This is a genomic window from Acidimicrobiales bacterium (genome assembly GCA_035531755.1).
Lineage (GTDB): Bacteria > Actinomycetota > Acidimicrobiia > Acidimicrobiales > UBA8190 > DATKSK01.
This window is the reverse complement of record DATKSK010000035.1, coordinates 23,335-41,727: the sequence shown is the minus strand read 5'-3', so window position 1 is coordinate 41,727 and position 18,393 is coordinate 23,335. Positions and strand designations below refer to the sequence as shown.

Here is an 18,393-nt window from a genome sequence, read left to right as displayed (position 1 = left end):
GTCAGTACTCGATTCCCTTGCGCGCTGTGATGCCCCGCTCATACGCGTGCTTGACGTTGCGCATCTCGGTGACGGTGTCGGCGATCTCCACGATCTCGGGTGCGGCGTCCCGACCGGTGATGACGACGTTGGTGCGCGGGGCCCGTCCGGTGATCCCCGCCACCACGTCGGCGACGTCGACCCACCCGAAGGTGACGGCGTAGGTCAACTCGTCGAGGATCAAAAGGTCGTAGTCGCCCGAGGCCAGCTTGGCCCGGGCCACCTGCCAGGCATGGCGACCCTTGGCCGCCGACTCGTCGAGGTCCGTCGACTCCCAGGTGAAGCCATCGCCCAGTGTCTGCCAATCGATCCCGAGGTGCTCGGCCAGCTTCCGCTCGCCCACCTTCCATTTGCCGCTCTTCATGAACTGCACGACGCCCACCTTCCAGCCCCGCGCCCAGCCCCGGCCCATGACGCCGAAGGCGGCCGACGACTTGCCCTTGCCGTCCCCCGTGTTGACCAGCACGAGTGAGGCGACCCTGGCCGGCGACGCCGTTACCGCCTCGCTGTCCCTGACGCCGTCGTCCTTGGTCATGCCGTGCTCCCTGTCGTCATCGGGACCGCCTGTCGTCATCGGGACAGCCCGTCGTCATCGGGACAGCCTGTCGTCATCGGGACCGTCTGTCGTCATCGGGACCGCCTGGGCACGACGACGAGATCCCCGTCGTCGGACCGGATGACCCGCACGTTGGTGCCGAAGTGACCCGACAGCGACTCCTCGGTGAGAACCTCGTCGGGCTTTCCCGCCCCGACGACCCGTCCGTCGCCGAGGAGGACCAACCGGTCGGCGAACTGGCCGGCCAGGGTCAGGTCGTGCATGGCGCTCAACACCGTGAGGCCCCGCTCGCGGCGCAAGGCGTCCACCAGCTCGAGGGCGTCGACGCGCCGCCCCAGGTCGAGCGCGCTGGTGGGCTCGTCGAGGAGGAGGACGGGCGCCTCCTGGGCGAGGGCCCGGGCGAGGACGAGGCGCTGTAACTCGCCACCCGACAACGTGCCGAGCGGACGCCGCGCCATGGTGGCGAGCCCGAGGGAGTCGAGGAGCTCAGCGCAGGCCCGGCGGTCGGCAGCGGTCTCGACGGCGAAGTAGCTGATGTGCGGGGTGCGGCCGAGCAGCACGTAGTCGGCCACCGTCATGTCGGCGGGCAGCTCGGGCTGTTGCGGTACGAAGGCGACGAGCCGGGCCAGGCGCTTGGGCGTCAGGGCCGTGGAGAGCTCTCCACCGATCGTCACCGTGCCGTCGTGGGGGACGAGGCGGGCGATGGCGCGCAGCGCCGTGGTCTTCCCGGCACCGTTCGGCCCGATGAGGCCCACCCACTCCCCGGCGTCGATCTGCTCGGTGAGCCCGCGCAACACCTCCGTCGGGCCGTAGCGGACGGTGACGTCCTCGAGGCCGATCATGGCCGCTCGCCGCCGGCCGGGGCCGAGGCGGAGCCCGGACGCGCTGTCATCGTCGGCCGGTCACGACACGCTGCGCCCGGCGCGCCGGGAACGGAGGACGAAGAGGAAGAACGGTGCGCCCACGAACGCCGTCACCACACCGATCGGGACCTCGCTGGGCGACAGGACCGTGCGGGCCGCGATGTCGGCCAGGATCAGGAAGGCGGCGCCGCCGATCATCGAGACCGGCATCACCACCCGGTAGCTCGCATTGGTGGTGAGCCGCACGGTGTGGGGGACGATGATGCCCACGAACCCGATGAGCCCGCTCACCGACACCACGGCCGCCGTGCCCAGTGTGGCCGCCGCCACCACCACGATCCGGACACGGGCGGAGCGCACCCCCAGGCTGTCGGCTTCGTCCTCCCCGACCCGCAGGACGTCGAGGAGCCTGCGGTGCGCGAACAGGACGATGGCGCTGACGGCCACGTACGGCAGGATGAGCACGACATCGGACCACGTGGCGACCGTCAGCCGGCCGAGGATCCATCCGTAGACGTCCTGCAGGTCCTGCGAGTGCTGCTGCTGCAGGTAGGTCTGGATCGCGGTGAGCAGGGCGGCCACAGCCACGCCCGCGAGGACGATCGACGCCGTGGCACCCTGGCGGCCCACGGTGGCACCGATGACGTAGGTCAGCGTGACGGCCCCCACCGCGCCGGCGAAGGCCGCCAGCGGCAGGAGCTCGGAGAGATGCGGCCCGCCGACGATCACGGCGGTGGCACCCAGTCCGGCGCCGGCGGCCACGCCGAGGAGGTACGGGTCGGCGAGGGGGTTCCGGAAGACCCCCTGGAAGGCCGCCCCACCCCCCGCCAGCATGGCACCCACGATGCCCCCGAGCACGACCCGGGGGAGCCGGATCTGCCACAGGATGTCGGCGTCGGTCCGGCTCACCCCGGAATGGAAGTGCAGCAGCGGGACGTGGGACAGAAGGACGCGGGCTGCCGCCGAGAACGACACGTCGGCCGGCCCCGTCGACACACCCAGGAGCATCGCCCCGGCCAGCGCCGCCAGCGCCACGAGCACGGCGCCGCGCACCGGCGGCGGGTGGAGCGCCACCGTGGTCCCGTCGGCCGTCCGCCGAGGCGTCGCCACCGCCACCTGCCTCGGGAGCGTCGTGCTCACCGGCTGGAAGGGTGCTTCTGGAGGGCCGACGCCACGATGCGCAGCAGGTCGACGATTCGCGGGCCCCAACGCGACGCGATGTCGTCGTTGATGGTCACGATCTGGCCCTTCTGGACCGCCGTCACCGTGGACCAGCCGGGCCGCGACGCCACCGAGTGCGCGCTCTGCCCGCAACAGATCGAGTCGGCGAGGAAGATGAAGTCGGGGCTCGCCTGCACGATGAACTCGGAGGAGAGCTGCGGGTACCCGCCGCTCGACGCCGCGCCCGGCGCGGCGTCGGCGATGTTGCGCAGGCCGAGGAGCGAGAGCACCCTTCCGACGAACGTCGACGACGTGACCGAGTAGTACGTGGGGTCGAGCTCGTAGTAGTAGGTCCGGATGGCGTGCGACACCGCCGCCCCGTGCACGATCCGGCTGATCTGCGCCTTCATCGTGGACACCTCGGCGGCCGCCTGGTGGACGTGGCCGGTGGCCGCTCCGAGCTCGTCGAACTGGTTGTAGCTGTCGGCGAGGGTCGTGGCCGCCGGTAGGGACAGGACCGGGATGCCCAGGGTCCGGAGCCGGCCAATCAGCCCGCTCGTGTCGCCGGCCATGACGACGAGGTCGGGCCGGTAGGCGGCGATGGCCTCGACGTTCGGCTGGAACCCGTCGAGCGAGGTGTGCGGGGCCGAGCGGGGATAGTCGGAGTCCTTGTCGACCGCCTTCACCTGGCCCCCGGCCCCGATGGCGAAGAGCATCTCCGTCGCCGTGGGCGACAGCGAGATGATCGCCCGGGGTCGCGCCGTGATGTGCACGGTGCCGTTGGCGGCGGCGATCGACGTGGGAAACGAGCCGGCGGCAGAGGCCTTGGCGGCGGCGGACGTCGTACTGCTGCAGGCGGCTGCGAGCAGCCCGACCGCGGCGATGACGAGCAATCCCGGTCGTCGTCCGGCGTGCTGCGGGTATTGGGACATTGGTCATCCTCCATCGGTTGCGGAGGACGAAGTGCGCCCGCTGCGGCACCCGATGGTGGTGCCCAACGAACCGCCCTTCCTCCGAGGACAGGTTTCGCGGCACAGGACAGGCGCCCGGGCTCATCCCCTCGTCGGGGGCATCACCGTTGCGGGACAGCGCCGGGATCTCACCGGTCTTCGCTGGACTGCACCACTCCGGCTCACGACCGAAGCGTCCGCACGTTACCCCTCCACCGCCGCAGGCGCCATCGCAGCCGTGGGCCGTGCCGCACGACCGACACGGCCGGTGCCAGGCGAACGCACGGCCGGTGCCAGGCGACCGACACGGCCGGTGCCAGGCGACCGACACGGCCGGGGGCAGGCGAACGCACGGTTGGTGCCAGGCGATTATCAGGTGAACATCAGGCCGAGTCCGCACATGCGCCGGTCGGTCGCCGGTCATCACCGACCCACGAGTCACAGTGATGCCGGCCACCCACGACACGTGCGGGAACGAGTCACAGTGATGCCGGCCACCCACGACACGTGCGGAATCAGACGGGGGCGACCTCGTCGAACCCGATGGCGGCCTCGAGCGCCGCGGCGGAACGGATGACGGCGAGGTCGGCGTGCTGGGGGCCGACGACCTGCAGGCCGACGGGCAAGCCGTCGGCGTCGAGCCCGGCGCACACGGATGCCGCCGGCGAGCGCGTCATGTTGAACGGGTAGGTGAATCGGACCCAGTTGGCGTCGACTTCACCGTTGACGAGCCCTTGCCCCTGCAGCGCCCGGGGCGGCGGCGAGCCCGCGCAGGTGGGGGTGATGAGGAGCCGGACCTCGTGGAAGAGCTCGACCAGCCGCAGGTTCAGCCGGTGGCACGCGTCCTGCGCCTTGACGAGGTCGAGTGCGCTGAGGTGCTCGGCCGCCCAGTCGACCTGCGCGGCGAGGAGCGGGTCGACCCGCTCCCAGACATCGGTCCCCCGGTACGGCGCCAGCGTCCGCAGGTTGTACGCCACCGCCATCGTGAGCCACTCACGCACCGGGTCCTCGTCGAAGACCGTCTCGATCTCGATCACCTCCACGCCGAGGGGCTCCAACGACGCCACGGCGCGCTCACACAGGGCACGCACGCCGTCGTCGAGCGGGGCGTACCCGAGGGTGGGCGCCCACGCCACCTTGGTGGGGACCTGTGCGCCCTCGAGCGCGGCGGTCCACGACGCCTCCGGCCGCGGCAACGAGCGGATGTCGGTCGGGTCCGGTCCCACGGCGACCTCGAGCGCGGCCACCACGTCGGCGACGCGCCGCGCCATCGGGCCCTTGGTGGACAGGTCGTGCCAGTCCGACCCGTGCGGCCCTCCCGACGGCACACGGCCGAGCGAGGGCTTGACCCCGCTCATCCCGCAGCACGACGAGGGGATGCGGATCGACCCGCCGCCGTCGGACCCGGTGGCGAGCGGGACCATCCCCGACGCGATGGCGGCCGCGGAGCCTCCCGAGGAGCCACCGGGGCTGTGCGCCAGGTCCCACGGGTTGCAGGTCGCGCCGAAGGTGGCGTTGTCGGTGTCGGCCTTCCACCCGAGCTCGGGGGTGTTGGTCTTGCCGACCACGACGCACCCGGCCGCGCACAGGCGCGCCACCAGTGGCGAGTCGGCGGTGGCGGCCGCCCCGCCGGCGAAGGCGGCGGAGCCGTACGACGTGACGAAGCCCGCGGCGTCCTCCAGGTCCTTCACCCCGATCGGGATGCCGGCCAGCGGGCCGGGGTCCAGGCCGGCCGCCACCGCGTCGTCGATGCGGGCGGCGGCAACCAACGCGTCGTCCGCGTCCACCGCCACGAAGGCGTTGATCCGCGGGTTGAGCGCCTCGATCCGTTCGAGCGCGTGCACGACGAGCTCGCGTGCGGCGAGCGTTCCCGACCGCACCTGCGCGGCCAGGCCGGTGAGGGTCTCGCGTCGAAAGTCCATGACCCACGCGTAGCACGACGCGCCCGGCGGCGCTCGTGCGCGAGATGGACAGGCCGGCTCGGCACACGGCAACCTGGGCCCGTGCCCACCACCATCGCCGGCGCGACGCTCGACCACGTGGCCGTGGCCGTCGAACGCTGGCCCGACGCGTGGCCCCGCTACGCCGTCGACCTCGGCGGGACGTGGACTTCGGGTGGCCTCAACGTGGGATTCGGCCCGGCCCAGCTCCGCTACGCCAACGGCGGGCGGGTCGAGGTGCTCCAGCCGTGGCAGGCCGAGGACAACCCGTTCCTGCGCCGGTTCCTCGATCGCCACGGGCCCGGCCCCCACCACATGACCTTCAAGGTCCCCGACCTGGCCGGCGCGCTCGGTCAGGCGGAGGACGCCGGCTTCTCCCCGGTGAACGTGGACCTGACCAACCCCGACTGGATGGAGGCGTTCCTCCATCCCAAGCAGGCCACGGGCATCGTCGTCCAGCTGGCACAGGCCGCCTACGCGTGGGAGTCCCCGGCGCCCGAGGGGTTCCCCACGGAGCGCCGTCAGCCTCCGGCGTCCCTGGTCCGGGCGACCCACGCCGTCGCCGACCTGCAGTCGGGCCTGGCCCTCTTCGAGGGCCTCCTGGACGGCCGGGTCCGTGCCCGAGGGACCGCCCCCGACGGCACCTGGGAGTTCGCAGACCTCGAGTGGCCCACGCCACCGGTGCTGCGTCTCGTCGCTCCGATCCGGGTCGCGCCGCCCTCCGAATCCGGCGACACCCCGCTCCGGGCCTGGCTCGGGACCCTACCGGGCCGCCTCCACCATCTGGCCTTCGAGGCGGCCTTCGAGCCGGCCGTAGAGCAGCCACCTCGCCGGGGTGACGGCGTGCCCCGTCAAGATGACGGCTCGGACACTGCCCACCGTGGCGCGGGCGGGACCGGCACCGTGACAGCCGGCCCGGTGCCGGGGGTACTGCCGGCAGACGGCCCCTGCGATGTGATCGAGCCGGAGGACAACCTCGGGACCCGTCTCGTGCTCTTCGGCAGCCCGGACGACCACACCGACAGCGGCGCCTGAGCCGAGCCGACGTGGCACGGGGAGACCCGTTCCCGGCCTTCGCTAGCCTGGACGGTGCTGTGAGGGAGAACCGGTGACCGACGACGATTCCGGCGCCACCGGCGCCCCACCGAAGCTGACGCTCGGCCAGCGTCTGCTCACCGCGCTGCCGAACCTGCAACGCGCCCCCGCGCCGACCCCCGAGACGCCCGCCCCCGACGCCCCCGCCACCCGAAAGGGCGCGTCCGGACCGGGCACGTCGCGTGCCCCGGGCGCCTCGGGTGCGGGTCGCGACAAGGCGGCGGGCTCCGGTCGCAAGGGCACGAGCTCCGCCGCTGACGACGTCGTCGTCGTCCCGGACGCCGTCATCGACGCCGACACCGACGCGCACGACGACGAAGCCCTCGGCGCCCCCGCACCCCGGGGTGCGCGGCTGCGCGACGCGTTCCTCAAGCCGCAGGCCGGAGCCGCCCGCCCGGCCCAGCGCCCCGACGAGGCGCTCGCCGCCATGAGCAAGGAGGAGATCGTCCTCCTGATCAAGAAGATCGACGACCGTGAGCGCCTCATGGCGCTGTTCTCGGCGGTCTTGGGTGTCGCCGTCGGCGTCCTGCTGACCGTCGTCACCTTCCACGTGAACCCGGCGGTCGGCACCAAGAACCACCAGACGTCCTCGCTCATCCTGCTCGAGGGCGGGGCGCGCATCCTCCTGTCGGGGATCGTCGTCGCCGCGGCCATGTCCCGACGGCGGTCCCTGGTCGGCTTCTCGCTGCTCTTCCTGGGCACGTCGATGGGCTCCCCGCTCTTCGCCCTGCCCTTCTGGGCCCTCGGCGGCTACCTCATCTGGCGCGTCTTCAAGTACCAGAAGGCCCTGAACGCCAGAGGTGGCGCGCCCGGCCGTCCCGCTCGGGGCGGACGCGTCCCGGCCAACCCCCGGGGAGCGGCGCGCGCCGGAGCGTCCGCGGGCCGCGACCGCGCCCAGGCGGCGCGCCAGCGCGGCCGGCGACCGCCCGAACCGACGGGGCCGACGCCGTCGAAGCGCTACACGCCGCCCAAGCCGACCCGGCCCCGCCCTCCGGCACCGCCTTCCTGAGCGCGCCGCGGGCCCGTCACCCCCGCGCCGCGCCGCCCACGCCTGGCGCGCCGCCCGCGCTTCTCGTTCCGCCCGGACCCGGGCCGCCCCCGGCGCCGTCCCCGCTGTCGACGAGCAGCGCCGAGCGCAGGAGCCGCAGGATCTCCTGCCGGCGCCGCACCAGCGACCGCGCCGTCGGCTCCTCGCCGAGCGCCCGGAGCACCTCGACCTCGGTGATCATCCCGACCACGGTGGAGTAGATGGCCAGCAGCAGCAGGCGGGGCTCGTGGCGACGCATGTGCCCGGCATCCATCTCTTCCTCGAGGAAGGCCGACGCCCGCTGCACGAGGGGCTCCAGCACGAGCATCAGGCGGGTGGCCGACGGCGGGCCCAGGCGTCCGACCTCGCGCAGCAGGCCAAGGAGCTCGGGGCGGCGCGCCGCCAGCCGGAAGACCGACCGCACGACCGCCTCCACGCGCGCCCAACCGGAGCCGGCGCTCGCCAGGGATGCCTCGAGGGCCGCCGCCAGCTCCCCGGCGGAACGGTCGATGAGCGCCTCCAGCAGCGCGTCCTTCGAGGGGAACCAGTAGAGGATCGACTGCTTGCGCACGCCCAACGACTCGGCGAGGGCGTCGAGGGACGTCGCTTCGTAGCCACGCGAGCCGAACGACACCAGGGCGGCATCGAGGATGCGCTCGGCCGTACCTCCCTCGGGGCGCTCCGCACCCACTCGCCGGCCGGCGTCCGATGCGCTCACCTACCATATGGTAGACAGAGACGGTGGCCGAGGTGACGACCCCCTCAGCACGGTCCGGGACACCCGGGCCGGACGATCCCCCGTCGGGGGCCAGCCCCGCCACCGCCGCCTCTGCCCTCGGCGCGCACGCCACCGTCGACGCGCACGCCACCGCGACCGTCCTCGACGCCCTCGACATCCTCAGCGCCCTCGACGGCGCCCGCATCTTCGTGACGGGGGCAACGGGCTTCCTCGGGACGGCCCTCGTGGAGCGACTGGTGCGCACCGTCCCCGGTTGCGAGGTCGTGGTGCTCGTCCGGCCCACCAGGCGCTCCGACGCCGCCGCCCGCCTGGCGCGCGAGATCGTCCGCAACGACTGCTTCGACCGCCTGCGCACCGAGTTGGGGGCGGGCTTCGAGGCGCACCTCGCCGGTCGGCTCTCCGCCGTCGCCGGGGACGTGGGCCGCGACGGCCTGGGGCTCGACGACGAGGGCAGGCGGGTGCTCGCCTCGTGCGACGTGGTCGTGCACTCGGCCGCCACGGTGGCGTTCGACGCGCCCCTCGACACCGCCGTCGAGGTGAACCTGCTGGGCCCGTCGCGGGTCGCGGCCGCCATCGAGTCGGTGGCCGCGGATCGTGCCACGGACTTCCCCGACCGTCGCGCCACGCACCTCGTGTCGGTCTCGACGGCGTACGTCGCCGGCACCCACCAAGGGGACGCCACCGAGACGCTCGCCACCGTGGCGATGGCCTCGGGCGCCAGGGCCCGCACGCACACCACCGTCACCACCGAGGTCGACATCGACGCCGAGGTGGCCGCCGCCCGGCGACTGCGCGCCGATCTGGAGGCGGCGTCCCGATCGCCCGAGCGCCTCCGACAGTTCACCAAGCGGGCGCGCGCCGAGCTGGGCGCAGCCGGCACGCACCTCCTCGCCGAGCGAGCCGAGAAGGTGCGCGACGAGTGGGTTCGCACGCAGCTCGTCGACACCGGCCGGGCCCGCGCCCAGGCGCTCGGGTGGCCCGACGCCTACGCCTTCACCAAGGCACTGGGCGAGCGCGCCCTCGTGAGCTCCCATGCCGGGGTGCCCACGACCATCGTGCGGCCGTCGATCATCGAGTCGTCGCTGGCCGAGCCCCGCCCCGGGTGGATCCGGGGCTTCCGCATGGCCGAGCCCATCATCGTCTCCTACGGACGGGGCCTGTTGCGCGAGTTCCCCGGCGTCCCCGAGGGCGTCGTGGACGTCATCCCCGTCGACATGGTGGTGGCCGCCATCATCACGGTGGCGGCGGCCGGGCCCGACCCCGGGGGCCCGTCGGTGTACCACGTGGCCTCCAGCGTCCGGAACCCCCTGCGCTACGGGCAGCTCGTCGACCTGGTGCGCTCGTGGTTCTCGGAGCACCCGCTGTACGACGCCGACGGGCAGCCGATCATGGTGCCCGAGTGGTCCTTCCCCGGGCGCGGCCGCGTCCAGCGCCAGCTCCAACGGGCCACCAAGGCACTGTCGACGGCCGAGCGCGTGCTCGGCGCGCTGCCCGTGCGCGGCGAGCGGGCCGAGTTCGCGGCGCGTGTGGAGGAGCGGCGGGCCCAGGCCGAGCGCGCGCTCGGCTACACCGAGCTCTACGGCGCCTACACCGAGACCGAGGCGCACTTCGACGTGACCCGCCTGGTGGCGCTGTGGGAGCGGCTCTCGCCCACCGATCGCGACACCTTCTGTTTCGACCCCGCGGTGATCTCGTGGCCGAGCTACGTGCACGACGTGCACCTCCCGTCGGTGGTGGAGCACGCCCGGGTGCGGTCGTCGCCGCGCCGCTCGACCATGGCCAGCCGCTCCGACCGGGCGCGCACCGCCATCCTGTCCCCCGAGCGCCACCTGGCCGCCTTCGACCTCGAGAACACACTCGTGGCCTCCAACGTGGTGGAGTCCTACGCCTGGCTGGCGGGGCGACACCTGCCGGTCGGCGAGCGCGTCCGGCTCACGGCCCGGATCCTGCGCGAGGCCCCGCAGCTGCTCGCCCTCGACCGGCGCGACCGCGGCGACTTCCTGCGCAACTTCTACCGGCGCTACGACGGCGCCCCCGCCGAGCTGCTGCGCCGGGACGCCGCCGAGATGTTCCACCACCTGCTGCTACGCAAGTCGTTCCCCGCCGGCATCGCCCGGGTGCGGGCGCACCGGGCGCTCGGGCACCGCACGGTGCTCATCACCGGTGCGCTCGACTTCGTGGTGGAGCCGTTGCGGACGCTCTTCGACGAGGTGGTGTGCGCCCGGCTGGGCGAGGACGCCGACGGCCGCCTGACGGGCCGCCTCGACCGGCTCCCGCCCACGGGCGAGGCCCGGGCGCTGGTGCTGGCCGAGTACGCCGCCGCCGAAGGCCTCGACCTGGGCGAGTCCGTCGCCTACGCCGACTCGGCGTCAGACCTGCCCCTGCTCGAGTGCGTCGGGTTCCCGGTGGCGGTCAACCCCGAGGCCCGGCTGGCGACGATCGCGCGGCGCCGGGGCTGGCACGTCGAGCAGTGGGACAAGGCCGGGGGCGGCGCCCGCCCACCCCTCCCCTACGGTCCCGTCGACCTCGACGCGTCGCGTTGGTGGGCCCGGGTCGAGGGCATGCGATGACGGGCACGCCATGAAGGGCCTGCTGTTCGAACGCAACCTGCCGCGCTTCGCCGCCTCCCGGCTGGCCTCGGCCATCGGCGGCTCGGGCCGTGGCGCGGCCGTCGGCCCCCTGCGGCTCACCGACGTCACGCCCCCCGACCTCCCCGGTCCCGGATGGCACCGGGTGCAGCCGCTGCTGGCGGGGATCTGCGGGTCGGACCTCTCCACCATCGACGGCCGCAGCTCGCGCTACTTCGAGGACGTGGTGAGCTTCCCCTTCGTCCCCGGCCACGAGGTGGTCGGCATCCTCGAGGACGGCATCCCCGGAACCGGCGTCCCCGGAACCGGCGTCCCCGGCGACGCCAATCCGGTCGGCGGCACTCCGGTCGGCGGCACTCCGGTCGGCGGCACTGCGGTCGGCGGCACTCCGGTCGGTGGCGTCGGGACGCGCGTCGTCATCGAGCCCGTGCTGGGCTGCGTGGCCCGCGGCATCCAGCCGCTCTGTGCGGCGTGCGCCGCGGGCCGCACCGGCGGGTGCGAGCGCGTGGCGTTCGGCCATCTGTCGCCCGGCCTGCAGATCGGCTTCTGCAGCGACACCGGCGGGGGTTGGTCAGCCGGTGGGCTCGTGGCCCACGAGGCGCAGCTGCACCGGGTGCCCGACGCCATGTCGGACGAGGACGCCGTGATGGTGGAGCCCACCGCCTGCGCCGTGCACGCCGCCGTCGACGCCGAGGTCGAGGCCGGGGACACCGTGGCGGTGCTCGGGGCCGGGACGCTGGGCCTGTGCACGGTGGCGGCCCTGCGGCGCCTCGCCGCGCCCGACACCCTGCTCGTCGGCGCCCGCTACGCCCACCAGCGTCGCCTGGCCGAGGAGCTCGGGGCGGACGTGGTGGTCGAGCCCGGACAGCTGGCGCGTGCCGTGCGGCGACGCTCGCGTTCGTTGTCGGTGTCGGGGACCCTCACCGGGGGGGCCGACGTGGTGGTGGACTGCGTTGGCAGCGACGAGTCCTTGGCCCAGGCGCTCACCATGGTGCGGCCCCGGGGGCGGGTCGTGCTGGTGGGCATGCCCGGGCGCGTGAGCGTGGACCTGGCCTCGCTGTGGCACCGCGAGGTGGCGGTCACCGGCGCCTACGCCTACGGCGTCGAGGACGTGGGCGGGACCCTGCGGCGGACCTTCGACATCGCCATGGACGTTGTGGCCGCGGCCGGCCTCGGTCGGCTGGTCTCGGCGCACTACCCGCTGGAGCACTTCGAGGAAGCCCTCGCCCACGCCGGCGCCGCCGGGCGCCGGGGAGCGGTCAAGGTGGTCTTCGACCTGCGCGCCGGCGCCCGCCACGGGGCCCGTGGCCCCGCCACGACAGGCCCGACGGCCACGAAAGGACGCGTCCCATGAGCCCGAGGCCCGGCTTCGTCCTCGAGGTGGACCGCTCCACCCCACCGACGCTCTTCTGGCACGGCGAGGGCTATCGCCTGGAGCGGCTGCCGACCGGGAGCCGCGTGCTGTACGCCCCCGAGCCGTTCGACGCGCTGGCCGACCCCGTGGGCGCCATCCGCCAGGCGCTGGCGAACCCGCTCGGTGACGCCGAACCGCTGGCCTCGCAGCTGCGCCCCGGCATGCGGCTCACCATCGCCTTCGACGACGTGTCGCTGCCCCTCCCGCCCATGCGCCGCCCCGATGTGCGCCAGCTCGTCATCGAGCAGGTGCTCGACGTGGCCGCCGAGGCGGGGGTGGACGACGTCGTGCTCATCGCCGCCCTGGCGCTGCACCGGCGCATGACAGACGCCGAACTCCGCCACGCGCTGGGCGACCGCGTCTACGACGCCTTCGCGCCGCACGGCCTGCTGTGGCAGCACGACGCCGAGGACCCCGACCAGCTCGTCCACCTCGGGCTCACCGAGCAGGGCGAGGACGTCGAGATCAACAAGCGCGCCGCGGAGTCCGATCTCCTCGTGTACGTGAACATCAACCTGGTGGCCATGGACGGCGGCCACAAGTCGGTGGCCACGGGGCTCGCCAGCTACAAGAGCCTCCGCCACCACCACAATGCCCGGACCATGGCGCACAGCCGGTCGTTCATGGACCAGCACCGCTCCGAGCTGCACTCGTCGAACTGGCGCATGGGTCGGCTCATCGCGGCGTCGGGCGTCAAGGTGTTCCAGATCGAGACGACGCTCAACACCGACACCTTCCCCGAGCAGTTCCGCTTCCTCCAGCGGCGCGAGTGGGAGTGGGGGGCCCGGGACCGGGCCGCCTTCCTGGCGTCGTCGAAGGTCCTGGCGGCGACCCCCCCACGGGTGGCGCGCACGATCTTCCACTCCATCAAGGCCCCGCACCGCATGACCTCGGTGCAGGCCGGTGAGGTGGAGGCGGTGCACGCCCGCACCACGGAGAACGTCTACGCACAGCAGTTGCTCGAGGTCGACGGGCAGAGTGACGTGCTGACCATGGGCCTGCCCTACATCTGCCCGTACAACGTCAACTCGATCATGAACCCCATCTTGGTGGCGTGCCTCGGCCTCGGGTACTTCTTCAACATGTACCGGGGCCGCCCCATCGTGCGCGAGGGCGGCGTGGTCATCATGAGCCACCCCACGCCGTGGGCCTTCCACCCGGGACACCACCCGAGCTACATCGACTTCTTCGAGCAGGTCCTGGCCGAGACCACCGACCCGAACGAGATCGGCAAGTACGAGGAGTCCTTCGCCACCGACCCCTGGTACGTGCACCTCTACCGCACCGGCAACGCGTACCACGGGGTACACCCCTTCTACATGTGGTACTGGTGCGCGCATGCCCTCGAGCACGTCGGGGCCGTGATCATCGTCGGCGGCGACCGGGCCGCCGTGCGCCGTCTCGGGTTCAAGCCGGCGTCGTCGATGGCCGACGCGCTCGAGATGGCGAGTGACGTGGTGGGGCCGGACCCGACCATCACGCACCTGCATTCGCCCCCGCTACTCATGGCCGACGTCCGGTGACCTCCGGTGCGCTGACCTCCGGTGCGCTGACCTCCGGTGCGGTGACCCCCGGTGCGCTGACCCCTCGGGACCCGGAACGACGCCCGGCGCGGCCGCGTCCCGGACCGAAGTCGTCATCCGCCAGGGGCGGACGGGGGACGAGGTGAGCGCGGTGGAGCGCCTGATGAGGCGCGCACGCCGGTTGCGCCCCGAGGGGTTCCCGTGGTCGGCGCCCACGTGGCCCGTCACCGTCGACCGCCCGCGTCCCGAGCGCCACCTCGGCGTGGAGTACGACACGGAATGGAGTCGGCGCTACCCCGCCCGCCTGCTGCGGGCCGTCGTCCTCGACAACGTCACGCGCCCGCTCGCCCACGTCATGGCCTCCCCGGCGGTGCGCGGCAACGAGATCCTCGAGCACGTGGAGGCGCCCGCCATCTACGTGGCCAACCACGCCAGCCACGTCGACACACCCCTGCTGTTGTCGGTGCTCCCGACGAGCGTGCGCCACCGCACCGTGGTCGCGGCCGCCGCCGACCACTTCTTCGACCGCCGCTGGAAGGCCCACCTGTGGGCCTTGTTCCTCGCCGCCATCCCCATCGAGCGCCACCGCGTGAACCGCCGCTCGGCCGAGAGCGCGGCCGCCCTCCTGCGCGACGGCTGGAACCTCGTCATCTACCCCGAGGGGGGCCGGACCCACGACGGGTGGTTCCAGGCCATGCGCGGCGGTGCCGCCTACCTCGCCACCCGCACCGGGCGCCCCGTCGTCCCGGTGCACATCGACGGCACCTACCGGATCCTGCCCCGCGGCGGCGAACGCCTGCGCCGGAGCCCGACCCGCATCACCGTCGGCTCGCCCATCGTCGCCGCCGAGGGTGAGGACGCCCGTCGCCTCGAGGCGCGCATCGACGCCGCCATGGCCACGCTGGCCGACGAGGCTCGCACGGACTGGTGGACGGCGCGCCGCCACGCCGGCACAGGACGCACCCCCTCGCCGCGAGGGCCCGAGGCGTCGCCCTGGCGCCGGGCCTGGGCGCTCGGGCCCGCACCGGGCGGCGACACCGACGACCCCGGGCGCTGGGCGCTCGCCGACGACTGATTCGACCGGGGCGCCGTGCGCGAGGACGGCCCCACCGACGACCCTGCCCGGGTGCTGGCCCTGGCCGACCTGGCGACACCGATGGCGCTCCGGGTGGCGGCCACGCTGCGCATCGCCGACCAGGTGGCCGGCGGGGCGCGGACCGCACCGGCATTGGCCGACGCCGTGCACGCCGACGCGGACGCCCTCGACCGGGTGCTGCGCCACCTGGTCACCGTCGGGGTGCTCGGCTCCGACGGGGCGGGCGGCTACGCGCTGACGACGGTGGGCGGTCCGCTTCGCTCCGACCATCCCCACAGCGTGCGGGCCAGGCTGGACATCGACGGTCCGCTGGGTCGTGCCGACCAATCCTTCGTGCAGCTGCTCCACGCCGTGCGCACGGGGCGGGCGGGGTTCCCGGCGCAGTTCGGGCGCACCTTCTGGGAGGACCTGTCCGCCGACGCGACCCGCACCGAGGCCTTCGACGCCATGATGGGCGCCGACGTCGCTGCCCACGCCCCGGCCGTCGTGGCCGCCCTCGACTGGGGGACGCTCGGCCACATCGTCGACGTCGGAGGTGGGAACGGCACCCTCGTGGTCGCCCTGTTGCGGGCCTTTCCCGCGCTGCACGGCACGGTCCTCGACCTCCCCGGGGCAGCACGCGCCGCCGGTGTCGTGCTGGAGGAGGCAGGTCTGTCCGGCCGGGCCGGCGCCGTCGCCGGGAGCTTCTTCGACCCGCTGCCCCCGGGTGCCGACGGGTACCTGCTGTGCGAGGTCCTCCACAACTGGGACGACGCCGCCGCCACCGCCATCCTCCGGCGTTGCGCCGAGGCCGCTCGTCCGGACGGCAGGGTGCTCGTCGTGGAGCGGGTCCCCTCTGACGGCGACGCCGTCGACACCGCCCGGGGCCTGCTCATGCTCGCCTACTTCGGTGGGCGCGAGCGGGACCTCGGCGAGCTCACGGCGCTCGCAGCCAGGGCGGGCCTCGCGCCAGTGGCAGTGCACGGCGCCGGCGCCGGGTCCGTCATCGAACTCGCCGTCACGAGGAACGAGGCGCTCCCCGGCGGTAACGGCGGGGGGCACCCCTGACGAGCTCAATGCACGAGCCAAATCATCCCGCGGCGCGTGCACCGCGTGCGGTTGGCAGCGAAGGCGGACCGCACTGTATCGACGGGCCCCTGCGCCCGGCCTTCAAGGTGGTCCTGCCCGGTGTCGATGCCATGCATGTGGCAACGGCTGCGTCGCTCCGAGCGCCCTGTCTGGGCTGCATTTGCGAACGTCATGCCCGTCCTCGCCCAGCGGGAAGCCGAGCCGCGCTGTGACTCGAACGACTCGGAAGATCGTTCCGATGCTCCTTTGCGGCCTCGTACCGACCGCCATGGCTGGATGCAGCAGCTTTGCTCAATCTCGGACGTTCGCCGAGTTAGCCGCGGACGCCTCCGCAGTACCGGTGCCGAAGGGGGTCACGTTTGTCCGTGAAAGCCGGAGTGTCGAGGACGGGCCTGGATTCACGACTGCGACGTACAGAGAAGTCAGCCGCCAATACGTCAGCGCAATGTCATGTCAGGTCGTGGAGCACAATTGGTCAGTTGTCCTACGACGAGTACATCGCGAGTTCCGGATCGACAACGTTCCACACAAGTTCGGCTCAATCGGATCGTTGGGTATCGTGATCACGGACAGGCCAGAGAACTTGGGAATCACCATCGGCACGGACAATGGCGCCTGCGGTAAGCCTTTCGTCTACTCGTTCAACAGACCGAATTAGAACCTGGGTTCTCCGCAGGAGTGGCATCCGCAAAGTGCCTGTCGTTCGCACCCGGCCCAAGGCTGACCCGCGCAGTATCCGCGGTCGAGGGCAATTCCAGTGAGTGTGGGTGCACTGGGTCCCGATCGCCTGGGCGCCCTGGAGGGTGAACTCCTCCCGGCATTGCCAAGCGGTCTACTTGGACCCGCGATCTGCAGAATTGGGCGGCATCATCGAGCCGCACGCGCCCAGGGCCCGAACGCCGAATGGGCGCGATGGACCCTTAATTGCGTGCTCACGAGCTCGCCGCGAAGTCTCCAATCCGTGTTCTCCGAGCGGTCGCCCTGGTTGGCGGCCATCAGGGCAGCCGACGGGGAGTGCGCAACCTGTACGGCAGTACCGAGTGGTGCCAGGCGTCAACGCTACTGATGTGGGGCTACCGGCGTCGTTTGATCTGAACCGACGCGAACAGTCACGGGCCATGCTCCAGACATCATGAAGTAGAAGTCAACGACGATTCCTACAGCAACCACGTGGAGCCCAGTGATGTGGCCGACGATGAGGACTACCGCCCCACCATTTCGAGCAGGTGACAGATGCTGCCGCCGATCATGCGAGAGTTGCTGAGGCTCTGCCCGCTCCCGCCAAACCTCCGGGCCTGGATGTATCCGCAGACCAGAACCGCTCCTGCGATGCTCGAAACAATCAGCACCTCGGTTCCCACCGCTTGATGGTTCTGACCTCCCATCACGACCAGTGCACCGAGCATGAAGGCAGCCGTCAACCCGGTCAGATTGCCGATGGCACGATATCGATGGGTGGGGTCCTCGGTGATGACCGCGACGTCGAGACATGGCAACAAAGACCGATCTACGAATCATCCGACGTGACCCTGGGACGACACGCCGTGCTCGACACCTCCGTCCGGTGAGCCCGAGCCGTGCGGGTCAGGCACCAAGTGTCTTCACGATCCACTCGCTCATGGTCATGCTCCGCATGGTCGTCAGGTCCATGAGCTTGGTGACGTGGTCGAGCATGGTCGTGATGTTCGCCGACATCACGGCCGGGTCCCCGTCGGCGCAATAGAAGAGCATGGGGTCGGTAACGTGCTCGGCGCTCGGCCACGCCTCCTCGACGATGCCCCGCCACGCCGGCTTCCCCGGTTCGAGGGCCCGCACCACGAGATTGCGCACGTACCGACAGCGCGGCTGGATGGCCTCCGACATCGGCGACTGGTGGCCGTGCCAGAAGGCCAGCCACTCCTCGAAGTCGGTGCCCGGCAGTTGCTCGAAGGTCGCCACGGTGAGGATCCCGGGCGAGCGCGCCCCATCGGGCCAGTGGCGCCGAGCCGCCCACGGGCTCGCGCCGTAGTCCGTGTAGAGCGACTCGAGCACCTGGTAGCCGTCGAGGCGGACCGACACGTCGCCGAGAACGTTCTCGATACGGGACCGGCGGTCGTAGCAGTCGACCCAGACCGAGACGAGTGCCTGTGGCGTGTGCTCACCATCGGGCGGGGGCACCGGCGAGGCGACGTCGGCATCGTCGTCGTCGAGGTCCATGGTGAGGCCGTGGAGGCCCTCGGCCAGCAGTCTCGGCGCGACCTCGTCGATCATCATCGGCTTCACGGCGCGGCGCGGCGTCCCCTCGGGCAGCCACACCAGGTACTGGAGCTTCTCCATCGATCCCCCTTGGCGGCG

At 72.5% G+C, this 18,393-nt stretch carries 15 protein-coding genes; 7 read left to right on the top strand and 8 right to left on the bottom strand.

Annotated elements, in window-relative coordinates; genetic code table 11:
- Position 1 precedes the first annotated feature (1 nt).
- The 5 genes from cobO to VMV22_07505 form a co-directional block, all read right to left on the bottom strand.
- Complete coding sequence (gene cobO, locus VMV22_07525; GenBank protein HUY22177.1) at positions 2-574, bottom strand: cob(I)yrinic acid a,c-diamide adenosyltransferase; 573 nt, start codon at positions 572-574, stop codon at positions 2-4.
- Between the two features lie 92 nt (positions 575-666).
- Entirely contained in the window at positions 667-1,437 is a 771-nt protein-coding gene (locus VMV22_07520; protein HUY22176.1) for an ABC transporter ATP-binding protein, read from the bottom strand.
- A 60-nt stretch (positions 1,438-1,497) separates the two neighbouring features.
- Complete coding sequence (locus VMV22_07515) at positions 1,498-2,598, bottom strand: iron ABC transporter permease (protein ID HUY22175.1); 1,101 nt, start codon at positions 2,596-2,598, stop codon at positions 1,498-1,500.
- Positions 2,595-3,551 (bottom strand): ABC transporter substrate-binding protein, encoded by a 957-nt coding sequence (locus tag VMV22_07510; GenBank protein HUY22174.1) that lies wholly within the window; start codon positions 3,549-3,551, stop codon positions 2,595-2,597. The genes VMV22_07515 and VMV22_07510 overlap by 4 nt, the downstream gene beginning before the upstream one ends.
- Positions 3,552-4,084: 533 nt before the next feature.
- Positions 4,085-5,491 carry an amidase family protein gene (locus VMV22_07505; protein HUY22173.1) on the bottom strand — a complete coding sequence of 469 codons (1,407 nt, stop codon included), beginning with the start codon at positions 5,489-5,491 and terminating at the stop codon, positions 4,085-4,087.
- 81 nt (positions 5,492-5,572) lie between these two features.
- On the opposite strand from VMV22_07505, the gene VMV22_07500 reads away from it, so the two are divergent.
- On the top strand, positions 5,573-6,544 hold the full coding sequence (locus tag VMV22_07500) for a VOC family protein (GenBank protein ID HUY22172.1): 972 nt from the start codon (positions 5,573-5,575) through the stop codon (positions 6,542-6,544).
- 73 nt (positions 6,545-6,617) lie between these two features.
- Complete coding sequence (locus VMV22_07495; GenBank protein ID HUY22171.1) at positions 6,618-7,613, top strand: hypothetical protein; 996 nt, start codon at positions 6,618-6,620, stop codon at positions 7,611-7,613.
- A 16-nt stretch (positions 7,614-7,629) separates the two neighbouring features.
- Here the strand turns inward: VMV22_07495 and VMV22_07490 are convergent, their stop codons facing one another.
- Positions 7,630-8,349, bottom strand: a complete 720-nt coding sequence (locus VMV22_07490) for a helix-turn-helix domain-containing protein (protein ID HUY22170.1) — start codon at positions 8,347-8,349, stop codon at positions 7,630-7,632.
- Between the two features lie 32 nt (positions 8,350-8,381).
- Between VMV22_07490 and VMV22_07485 the strand changes: the two genes are divergently transcribed.
- The 5 genes from VMV22_07485 to VMV22_07465 all read left to right on the top strand — a co-directional run bounded on the left by VMV22_07485 (position 8,382) and on the right by VMV22_07465 (position 16,038).
- Positions 8,382-10,940, top strand: coding sequence for an HAD-IB family hydrolase (locus tag VMV22_07485; GenBank protein HUY22169.1), 2,559 nt, complete (start codon positions 8,382-8,384; stop codon positions 10,938-10,940).
- 10 nt (positions 10,941-10,950) lie between these two features.
- Positions 10,951-12,312: a zinc-binding dehydrogenase gene (locus VMV22_07480; GenBank protein ID HUY22168.1), complete on the top strand. Its 1,362-nt coding sequence runs from the start codon at positions 10,951-10,953 to the stop codon at positions 12,310-12,312.
- Positions 12,309-13,895 carry a lactate racemase domain-containing protein gene (locus VMV22_07475; GenBank protein ID HUY22167.1) on the top strand — a complete coding sequence of 529 codons (1,587 nt, stop codon included), beginning with the start codon at positions 12,309-12,311 and terminating at the stop codon, positions 13,893-13,895. Before VMV22_07480 ends, VMV22_07475 begins: the two co-directional genes overlap by 4 nt.
- A 163-nt stretch (positions 13,896-14,058) precedes the next feature.
- Positions 14,059-14,970: a lysophospholipid acyltransferase family protein gene (locus VMV22_07470; GenBank protein ID HUY22166.1), complete on the top strand. Its 912-nt coding sequence runs from the start codon at positions 14,059-14,061 to the stop codon at positions 14,968-14,970.
- 15 nt (positions 14,971-14,985) lie between these two features.
- Positions 14,986-16,038 (top strand): methyltransferase, encoded by a 1,053-nt coding sequence (locus VMV22_07465; GenBank protein ID HUY22165.1) that lies wholly within the window; start codon positions 14,986-14,988, stop codon positions 16,036-16,038.
- A 1,223-nt stretch (positions 16,039-17,261) separates the two neighbouring features.
- On the opposite strand, the gene VMV22_07460 is transcribed toward VMV22_07465, so the two are convergent.
- The gene (locus tag VMV22_07460; protein ID HUY22164.1) at positions 17,262-17,555 is read right to left on the bottom strand and encodes a hypothetical protein; all 294 of its coding nucleotides are present in this window, start codon (positions 17,553-17,555) and stop codon (positions 17,262-17,264) included.
- An 88-nt stretch (positions 17,556-17,643) separates the two neighbouring features.
- Positions 17,644-18,375, bottom strand: a complete 732-nt coding sequence (locus VMV22_07455; GenBank protein ID HUY22163.1) for a hypothetical protein — start codon at positions 18,373-18,375, stop codon at positions 17,644-17,646.
- Positions 18,376-18,393 lie beyond the last annotated feature (18 nt).

Bases quoted from the DNA above. Each gene is read 5' to 3' on its own strand.
- cobO (HUY22177.1), bottom strand. From the start codon at position 574: ATGACCAAGGACGACGGCGTCAGGGACAGCGAGGCGGTAACGGCGTCG.
- VMV22_07520 (HUY22176.1), bottom strand. From the start codon at position 1,437: ATGATCGGCCTCGAGGACGTCACCGTCCGCTACGGCCCGACGGAGGTG.
- VMV22_07510 (HUY22174.1), bottom strand. From the start codon at position 3,551: ATGTCCCAATACCCGCAGCACGCCGGACGACGACCGGGATTGCTCGTC.
- VMV22_07505 (HUY22173.1), bottom strand. From the start codon at position 5,491: ATGGACTTTCGACGCGAGACCCTCACCGGCCTGGCCGCGCAGGTGCGG.
- VMV22_07480 (HUY22168.1), top strand. From the start codon at position 10,951: ATGAAGGGCCTGCTGTTCGAACGCAACCTGCCGCGCTTCGCCGCCTCC.
- VMV22_07475 (HUY22167.1), top strand. From the start codon at position 12,309: ATGAGCCCGAGGCCCGGCTTCGTCCTCGAGGTGGACCGCTCCACCCCA.
- VMV22_07470 (HUY22166.1), top strand. From the start codon at position 14,059: ATGAGGCGCGCACGCCGGTTGCGCCCCGAGGGGTTCCCGTGGTCGGCG.
- VMV22_07455 (HUY22163.1), bottom strand. From the start codon at position 18,375: ATGGAGAAGCTCCAGTACCTGGTGTGGCTGCCCGAGGGGACGCCGCGC.